The organism is Kitasatospora sp. NPDC059146, from assembly GCF_042786665.1.
Lineage (GTDB): Bacteria > Actinomycetota > Actinomycetes > Streptomycetales > Streptomycetaceae > Kitasatospora.
Map to the genome: position 1 here is coordinate 1 of NZ_JBHZCY010000218.1, position 8,311 is coordinate 8,311.

The 8,311-nt window shown below is 73.7% G+C and carries 9 protein-coding genes and 1 rRNA gene; 8 read left to right on the forward strand and 2 right to left on the reverse strand.

Annotation, left to right across the window (positions count from 1 at the left end; translation table 11 throughout):
- The first annotated feature begins 126 nt into the window (after positions 1 to 126).
- From ACFXPX_RS42720 to ACFXPX_RS42755, 8 genes are all read left to right on the forward strand, one after another.
- Positions 127 to 948, forward strand: a complete 822-nt coding sequence (locus tag ACFXPX_RS42720) for an aldo/keto reductase (protein ID WP_380645005.1) — start codon at positions 127 to 129, stop codon at positions 946 to 948.
- Positions 949 to 1,069: 121 nt separating this feature from the next.
- Positions 1,070 to 2,080: an aldo/keto reductase gene (locus tag ACFXPX_RS42725; protein WP_380527466.1), complete on the forward strand. Its 1,011-nt coding sequence runs from the start codon at positions 1,070 to 1,072 to the stop codon at positions 2,078 to 2,080.
- Positions 2,081 to 2,145: 65 nt separating this feature from the next.
- A complete protein-coding gene (locus ACFXPX_RS42730) occupies positions 2,146 to 2,565 on the forward strand; it encodes an SRPBCC family protein (RefSeq protein WP_380645006.1) in 420 nt (139 codons plus the stop codon).
- A gap of 176 nt (positions 2,566 to 2,741) precedes the next feature.
- Positions 2,742 to 3,635 (forward strand): polysaccharide lyase, encoded by an 894-nt coding sequence (locus ACFXPX_RS42735; protein WP_380527462.1) that lies wholly within the window; start codon positions 2,742 to 2,744, stop codon positions 3,633 to 3,635.
- 112 nt (positions 3,636 to 3,747) lie between these two features.
- Positions 3,748 to 5,016, forward strand: a complete 1,269-nt coding sequence (locus ACFXPX_RS42740) for an MFS transporter (RefSeq protein WP_380645007.1) — start codon at positions 3,748 to 3,750, stop codon at positions 5,014 to 5,016.
- A 168-nt stretch (positions 5,017 to 5,184) separates the two neighbouring features.
- A complete protein-coding gene (locus ACFXPX_RS42745; protein ID WP_380527458.1) occupies positions 5,185 to 5,793 on the forward strand; it encodes a hypothetical protein in 609 nt (202 codons plus the stop codon).
- Positions 5,794 to 5,825: 32 nt separating this feature from the next.
- Positions 5,826 to 6,179 carry a metalloregulator ArsR/SmtB family transcription factor gene (locus ACFXPX_RS42750; protein WP_350508582.1) on the forward strand — a complete coding sequence of 118 codons (354 nt, stop codon included), beginning with the start codon at positions 5,826 to 5,828 and terminating at the stop codon, positions 6,177 to 6,179.
- Between the two features lie 111 nt (positions 6,180 to 6,290).
- On the forward strand, positions 6,291 to 7,655 hold the full coding sequence (locus ACFXPX_RS42755; RefSeq protein ID WP_380645008.1) for an MFS transporter: 1,365 nt from the start codon (positions 6,291 to 6,293) through the stop codon (positions 7,653 to 7,655).
- Positions 7,656 to 7,713: 58 nt separating this feature from the next.
- Here the strand turns inward: ACFXPX_RS42755 and ACFXPX_RS42760 are convergent, their stop codons facing one another.
- A complete protein-coding gene (locus ACFXPX_RS42760) occupies positions 7,714 to 8,040 on the reverse strand; it encodes a hypothetical protein (protein WP_375897148.1) in 327 nt (108 codons plus the stop codon).
- A gap of 195 nt (positions 8,041 to 8,235) precedes the next feature.
- Positions 8,236 to 8,311, reverse strand: a 5S ribosomal RNA gene (rrf, locus tag ACFXPX_RS42765); the annotation flags it as partial.

Genomic DNA, 8,311 nt, shown 5'->3' on the forward strand with positions numbered 1-8,311 from the left:
ACCGAGTCCTGACCACGCCCAGCACACCGAGCACCACCACCGAGCAGCTCACCATCGCTGCTTGACATCCATAAGAGCATCCACCTCCCCCCCCCCCCCCAGAACCACCGAAGGAACCCAGGAACCATGAGCGCCCCCTCCGTCCCCACCGTGAAGCTGAACAACGGCGTCGAGATCCCCCAGCTCGGCTTCGGCGTCTTCCAGGTCCCCGACGACGAGACCACCACCGCCGTCACCGCCGCCCTCGAAGCCGGCTACCGCAGCATCGACACCGCCGCGATCTACGGCAACGAGGCCGGCGTCGGCCGCGCCCTGGCCGCCTCCGGCCTGGCCCGCCAGGACCTGTTCGTCACCACCAAGCTGTGGAACGCCGACCAGGGTTACGACGCCACCCTGCGCGCCTTCGACGCCGGCCTCGCCAAGCTCGGCCTCGACACCGTCGACCTCTACCTCATCCACTGGCCCACCCCGGCCCGGGACCGCTACGTCGACTCCTGGCGCGCGATCGAGCGCCTCGCCGCCGAGGGCCGGATCCGCGCCGCCGGCGTCTCCAACTTCCAGCCCGCCCACCTCCAGCGCCTGCTGGAGACCAGCGAGCTCGTCCCCGCCGTCAACCAGGTCGAGCTGCACCCCGGCCTCCAGCAGAGCGAGCTGCGCGCCTTCCACGCCCGGCACGGCATCGCCACCGAGGCCTGGAGCCCGCTCGCCCAGGGCGCCGTCCTCGACGACCCGGCCGTCACCGCGATCGCCGAGCGCACCGGCAAGTCCCCGGCCCAGGTCGTGCTGCGCTGGCACCTCCAGCTCGGCAACGTCGTCATCCCGAAGTCCGTCACCCCCGCCCGGATCCGGCAGAACCTCGACGTCTTCGACTTCGAGCTGACCGAGCAGGACATGGCCGGCATCGCCGCGACCGACCGCGGCCTGCGCACCGGCCCCCACCCGGACTAGTTCAACTGACCGACCCCGCACCCCGACGGCCTGCCGACGGCGCTCGACGCCGTCGGCCGCCCGCCGCGCACGACCACACCACCGCCCCCACCGTCGGGGCAGCAACCCCAAAGGCATTGTCATGTCCATCAAGAACATCCTCTCCGGCAAACTCGGCTTCGGCACCGCCCCGCTCGGCAACATGTTCCGCGCGATCCCCGAGGACGAGGCCGCCGCCACCGTCGAGGCCGCCTGGGAGCACGGCGTCCGCTACTTCGACACCGCCCCTTTCTACGGCGCCGGCCTCGCCGAGGAGCGCCTGGGCCGGGTCCTGGCCGGCAAGCCGCGCGACGCGTACGTGCTGTCCACCAAGGTCGGCCGGGTCGTCCTCGACGAACGCGAGGAGGGCGCCCGCGACCTCGGTGAGAAGGGCGGCCTGTTCGAGCACGGCAACCCCAACAAGATGCTCCACGTCTGGACCGCCGACGCCACCGAGCGCTCCATCGAGGGCAGCCTCCAGCGCCTGGGCACCGACCGGCTGGACGTCGTCTGGGTCCACGACATCGCCCAGGACTTCCACGGCGACGAGTGGCTCGCCAAGTTCGAGGAGGCCCGCACCGGCGCCTTCCGCGTCCTCGGCCGGCTGCGCGACGAAGGCGTCATCAAGGCCTGGGGCCTGGGCGTCAACCGGACCGAGCCGATCGAGCTCACCCTCTCCCTCGACGAGCCCCGGCCCGACGGCTTCCTGCTCGCCGGCCGCTACACCCTGCTCGACCACGACCACGCGCTCCAGCGCCTGCTGCCGATGGCCCAGGAGCAGAACGTGGACATGGTCGTCGGCGGCCCCTACAGCTCCGGGATCCTCGCCGGCGGTACCCACTTCGAGTACCAGCAGGCACCCGGGCACATCGTCCGGCGGGTCACCGAGCTCAAGGAGCTCACCGCCCGGCACGGCGTCTCCGTCAAGGCCGCCGCGCTGCAGTTCTCCCTCGCCCACCCCGCCACTGCGGCCGTCATCCCCGGCGCCACCAGGCCCAGCCGGATCGCGGAGGACACCGCCGCCCTGAACGAGACCGTCCCGGCCGCGTTCTGGCACGACCTGCGGGCCGCCGGCCTGGTCAGCCCCGCCGCCCCGCTCCCCCACGACGCCTGAGCCCCGGCCGCACACCCCACGCCGTCCCCCTCGCCGTCCCCCGTACTGCCCCCAGGAGATGCACCATGGCCTCCACCTCCGTCAGCCGCGTCCTGCCCGCCTCCCCCGAGAAGGTCTGGGACCTCATCGGCGGCTTCGACTCCCTGCCCGACTGGCTCCCCTACATCCCGGAGAGCACCGCCTCCGAGGGCGGCCGCGTCCGCAGCCTCAAGAACCCCGACGGCGAGGTCATCGTCGAGCGCCTCGTCGGCTTCGACGAGGCCGCGCGCCACTACTCGTACGCCATCCTCCGGGCGCCGTTCCCGGTCACCGGCTACCTCTCCACCCTCCGGGTGCACACCGTGCCCGGCCACGACGACCTCGCCGAGGTCCAGTGGTCCGGCCGCTTCACCCCGGACGGCGTCACCGCCGCCGAGGCCGAGGAGCTCTTCGCCGGCATCTACCGGGACGGCCTCGACGCCCTCCACCGGACGCTCGCGGGCTGACCCGGCGGGCCGTCCACCCTCTTACAACGCCTGTGGCCGGGTGGGCGGTTCACCTCCTTCGTGAACCGCCCACCCGGCCACAGCCCTTTCCCCTTCCCTGGCCCGCCCTTTACCCAAGCCCGACCCGGGCGTGCGGCATGATCTGTACGGATCAACCGCCGACCGAGGAGCCACCGATGCACCGCTCCGCGCGCACCGCCGCCCTGGCCGCACTCGCCCTGCTCGCCGCCGCCGGCTGCGCGGCCACCCCCGCAGGGGCCCGCACCCAGCCGCCCACCGGCTCCGCCACCGCCGCTCCCGCACCCAGCGGCTCGGCCGCCTGGACCGGCGGCTTCCGCGGCTACGGCACCGCCCAGTGGCAGCGCTCCTGGGGCGTCGCGGGCCAAGGTGCCTGGGGCGCGGCCGACTTCACCGCCGTCGAGGACCGGACCGCCCCCGACGGCGGCCCCGCGCTCCAGGTGACGTACGGCGCCGGCTCCTCCGCCAACTCCTGCACCGACTGCCCCAATCCGGGCGGCGGCCAGTTCTACACCGACCTGAACGCGCTCGGCCTGTCCGCCCTCGCCCAGGGGCCCACCCTGGACCTCAAGTACTCCCTCCGCTTCCCCACCGGCCGCGACTGGGGCAAGGCCGGCAAGCTGCCGGGCCTGTACGGCGGGAAGATCGGCCAGGAGTCCGGCGGCAACCACGGCGCGGGCTGGTCCACCCGCTACATGTGGCGGGGTGCCAACGGCAGCCCCGACAACGGCGAGGTCTACCTCTACACCCCGACCGACTCCGGCCCGACCGGCTACGGTGTGGACGAGGGCCTGGGCGACTGGCACTTCCAGGCCGACGACCGCTGGCACACCGTCGAGCAGTCGGTGAACCGGAACACCGGCGAGGTCACCGTCTGGTACGACGGCCGCCAGGTGTACTCCGCCAGGGTCGCCTCCGGCATCGCCTCGATCCCCTTCGGCGGGGTGCTGTTCTCGACCTTCTACGGCGGCCACGACACCAGTTGGGGCCCGGCCAGCACCCAGCGCGCCCAGTTCGCCGGCTTCTCGCTCTCCGCCGGCGTCCAGCACTGACGAGCGGGGGCCTCACCGCCCTCGTCAAGGGGGTTTCCGGACTCCGGGATCCCAGCTGGAAATGGTCGGTGAAGGGCGTCCAAACATGTAGCGGTCATGCCATACTGCGTCGGTGACCTCAGCCAGCCCAGCGACACCCCCGCACCGCTCCAGGCCCCAACTGGGCCGGAAATTCACCATGCTGTGGTCGGCCTCGTCGATCTCGGCGGTCGGCGACGGCATGCGGGACTCGTCGCTTCCGTTGCTCGCCCTGGCCATCTCGGACTCCCCCTCGGCGGTGTCCGTGGTCGCGGTGGCCGGATCCCTCCCCTGGCTGCTGATGGCCCTGTTCGGCGGCGTCATCGCCGACCGCTTCGACCGCCGCCGGCTGATGTGGACGATCGACTTCGGCCGCGCCGCCATCCTGCTGGGGTTCGCCGCCTGGGTCTTCTCCACCACCCCGCCGCTCGCCCTGCTCGCCGCCCTGGCCTTCGTCCTCGGCTGCGGGGAGACGGTGTTCGTGAACGCCGCCACCTCGACCATCCCGGACGTGGTCCGCTCCGAGCAGCTGGACGTCGCCAACGGCCGTCTCCAGGGCGGCCTGCTGGTCGGCCGGATGATCGGTCCGCTGGTCGGCACCAGCCTGTTCGCGATCGCGGCCGGCTACCCGTTCACCGTCGACGGCGTCTCCTTCGCCCTCGCCGCCGCCCTGGTCGCCGCGACCGGCCGCTCGGGCTCCCCCCGGGCGCGGTCCGAGCGCCGGGTCATGGCCGAGGTCCGCGAGGGCGTCCGCTGGCTGTACGGGCACAAGCAACTGCGCCTGGTCGCCTCGCTCTCCGCCGTGGCCGCGGGCGCCTCCTCCCTCGGCATCACCATGATGGCGCTGCTGGTCACCCGCACCCTGCACGAGCCCACCTGGGCCTTCGGCGCCGTCCTCGCCACCGGCGTGGCCGGCGGCACCGCCGCCAGCATGGTGGCCGGCCGGATCGGCGAGCGGCTGGGCCGGCGGGCCCGGATCACCCTCGCCTTCGTGCTGATGGGCTCCTCGCTGCTGCTGATGGGCCTGAGCCCCTCGGTGTTCGCGGTGGCCCCGCTGTTCGCGCTCGGCAACTTCGGCGTGGTCACCTGGAACGTCCAGGCGATCTCGCTGCGCCAGCAGACCGTGCCCAAGGAACTGCTCGGCCGGGTCAACAGCTGCTACCTGATGCTCTCCCGGGTCGGGATGCTGATCGGCGCGGGCCTCAGCGGCTGGATCGGCTCCACCGTCGGCATCCGCACCCCGATCGTCATCGCCGGTGCGCTGATCCTCGCCGCGCTGTTCGTGATCCCGCGGATGGGCGACCTCGAACCGGCCCCGGCGCCCGTCGCCGAGGAACAGCCGGTCGAGCAGCGCGCGGGCTGACCCGTCCTGACCGACTGACCGACTGACCGACTGACCGACTGACCGACCGCAGGCTCGACGGCGGCGGCTCCCTCCCCCGGGGGAGCCGGTTCCTCCTCCCGGCCGAGGCCCACCCCCGGTCCGGCTGCGAGCGTTGGGGCACCGCCCCCGCCGCACCGGAGAGCCCCCATGACCGCCCTCGCCCAACTCCCGCCCGCCACCGGCCGCCTGCGCACCGCCTGGGCCGCCGCCCACACCCCCGTCCCCGGCGTTCCGCGCTGGGCCGGGCTCGCCGCCCGGGCGGTGCCGCTCACCGTCCTGCCGTCCAGCGCCTGGCGGATCGCCACCTGCACCTTCCACGCCCCGCTGGACGGCGACGCGGTGCAGGACTCCGGCAGCCTCCCCTGGTGGCTGCCGCTGGAGCTGTACGTCGTCCTGCTGTCGGCCGTCTCCGAGCTGCTCGCCTTCACCGCGCTCGGCCTGGTCGCCCGCTGGGGCGAGGTGCTCCCGCGCCGGCTCCCGCTGCTGGGCGGCCGACGTGTCCCGGTCGCGGCGGCCGTCGTCCCGGCCGCGCTGGGCGCCGCCGCGCTCAGCGTCGGCACGCTGCTGTTGACCGTGCTGCTCTCGACCGGCCGCGACCTCCGGGGCCGACCGCTGCCCGACGGCCTCCCGATGCTGTCCGGCGACTGGCACACCGTCGTCCTGGTCGCCTGCTACGCCCCACTGCTGCTCTGGGGCCCGCTGCTGGCCGCCGTCACCTGGGCCTACCTCCGCCGCCGACGCGGTCCCTCGTCATGAGCGCACCTGCGCACACACCATAGACTGCGGGCATGAGCTCCGGCGCCGATCTGGCAGATGCACACCGCTCGCAGCAGCGGGCCGAGGCGCGGCTGGACGTCGCCGCCTCCGTCCTCTCCCTGCTGGCCGACCGCACCCGGCTGGCGCTGCTGGAGCGGCTCGGCCGGGGCGAGGCGGACGTGACCACGCTGACCGAGGCGACCGGGGCCGCCCGACCCTCGGTCAGCCAGCACCTGGCCAAGCTGCGGCTGGCCGGGCTGGTCGCCACCCGCAAGGACGGCCGGCGGGTGGTCTACTCGCTGCGCCACGGGCACCTGCGCCGGCTGGTGGACGAGGCCCTGAACGTCGCCGACCACCAGATCGGGCACCTCCCCCCGCACGACTGAGCCCCGGCCGGTCCGCGCAGGTCGTTCCGTCCGACAAACAGGTGCACACGTATGCACGCATTGCCTATGATGGGCGCACCACCACCCCCACCTCCGCCCCGGGACGGGCCCATGCTGAGCGTGCTGCGCAACCGCACCTACCGCCACCTGTTCACCGCCCAGGTCGTCGCCCTGGTCGGCACCGGCCTGGCCACCGTGGCGCTCTCGCTGCTCGCGTACTCGATCGCCGGGAGCGACGCCTCGGCCGTCCTCGGCACCGCACTGGCGATCAAGATGGTCGCGTACGTGACGATCGCCCCGGTCGCCGGAGCCCTCGCCGGGCTGGTCCCCCGGCGCACCCTGATGGTCGCCATGGACCTCACCCGGGCCGCCGTCGCCCTCACCCTGCCGTTCGTCGACCGGGTGTGGCAGGTCTACGTCCTGATCTTCCTGCTCCAGGCCGCGTCCGCCGCCTTCACCCCGACCTTCCAGGCCACCATCCCCGAGGTGCTGCCCGCCGAACGCGACTACACCCGGGCGCTGTCGATGTCCCGGCTCGCCTACGACCTCGAATCGCTGTTCAGCCCGGCACTCGCCGCCCTGCTGCTCTCCGTGGTCCCGTACCACTGGCTGTTCGCCGGAACGACCGCGGGCTTCCTCGCCTCCGCCGCCCTGGTCGTCTCCGTCGTGCTGCCCAGGCCCCGGCCGGTCGAACGCACCGACGGGATCTACCGCAGGGCCGCGTTCGGCACCCGGCTGTTCCGGGCCACCCCACGGCTGCGGGCACTGCTCGCCCTGGACCTCGCGGTGGCGGCCGCCGGCGCCATCGTCTTCGTCGACACCGTCAACGTGGTCCGCGACCACTTCCACCGCCCGGTCGGCGCCGTCTCGCTGGCCCTCGGCGCGTACGGCGTCGGCTCGATGCTCGCCGCCCTGCTGCTGCCGCGGCTGCTCACCCGGGTCAGCGACCGGTCCGTCATGCTGCCCGCCGCCTTCGCCCTGCCCGGCGTCCTCGCCGCCGTCACCGCGATCACCGCCGCCCCGGCCGGCACCGGCAGCTGGCTCGCCCTGCTCGCCGCCTGGGCCCTGATCGGCGCCGCCGGCTCGGCCGTCCTGACACCCGGCGGCCGGGTGGTCCGCCGCTCCGCCGCCGACCCCGACCTGCCAGCCGCGTTCGCCGCCCAGTTCTCGCTGTCGCACGGCTGCTGGCTGCTCACCTACCCGCTGGCCGGCTGGCTCGCCGCCGGCGCCGGACTCCCCGCCACCGCGGTCGTCCTGGGCGCGGTCGCACTCGCCGCCGCCCTGGCCGCCACCGCCCTGTGGCCCGCCCGGGAGCCGGACGCCCTCAACCACCGCCACACCGAGCTGCCGCTCGGCCACCCCCACCTCGCGGACGCCCGCCCCACCCCCGACGGCAGCTGGCAGCACGGCCACCACTACGTGATCGACCAGCACCACCCCACCTGGCCCCACCCACCCCGCGCCGCACTGAACTGAACTGAACTGAGCGGTGGGGCCGACGGACGGCCGGCCCCGGTCCCACCGGGGCCCCGGGTCAGCCCCTGGTCACCGGGATGCTGTGCGCGGCCATCGCCGCCGCCAGCCGGTCCGGCTCGTCCGGGGTGATCACCGGCTTGACCCGGGCGCCGAGGTCGACGACGAAGGCCACGCTCTTGTCGATCCGCCCCAGGTCCAGGTTGAAGTAGTGCACGAAGTCCCCGGAACCCCAGATCCGCCACCGCCCGCCGACCCGGGTCAGCGGCACCTGCCGCAGCCCGCGGATCCGCCCGTACGGGATCCGCTTGGCGGACGCCAACGGGAAGTAGTACCGGCGAATCACGAGCTCACGCGCGGTGCACGTCACCAGACCGTCGTTGTACATGCGGGCCAGGCTAGCCCCGGCCCCCCGCGCAAGCCCTCCCATCGGAGGCCGGTCCGGGCAGGTCCGCCCGGACGTCGCATTGGGGGGACTACCTGGTGATACGCCTACTGCTCCCCGCGGACGTACACCTGGGCGGACCCGGAAATGCGAAAAGGCCCCGCCGGGTTCACCCGGCAGGGCCTTCTCTGAATGATTGTTCGGCGGCGTCCTACTCTCCCACAGGGTCCCCCCTGCAGTACCATCGGCGCTGTGAGGCTTAGCTTCCGGGTTC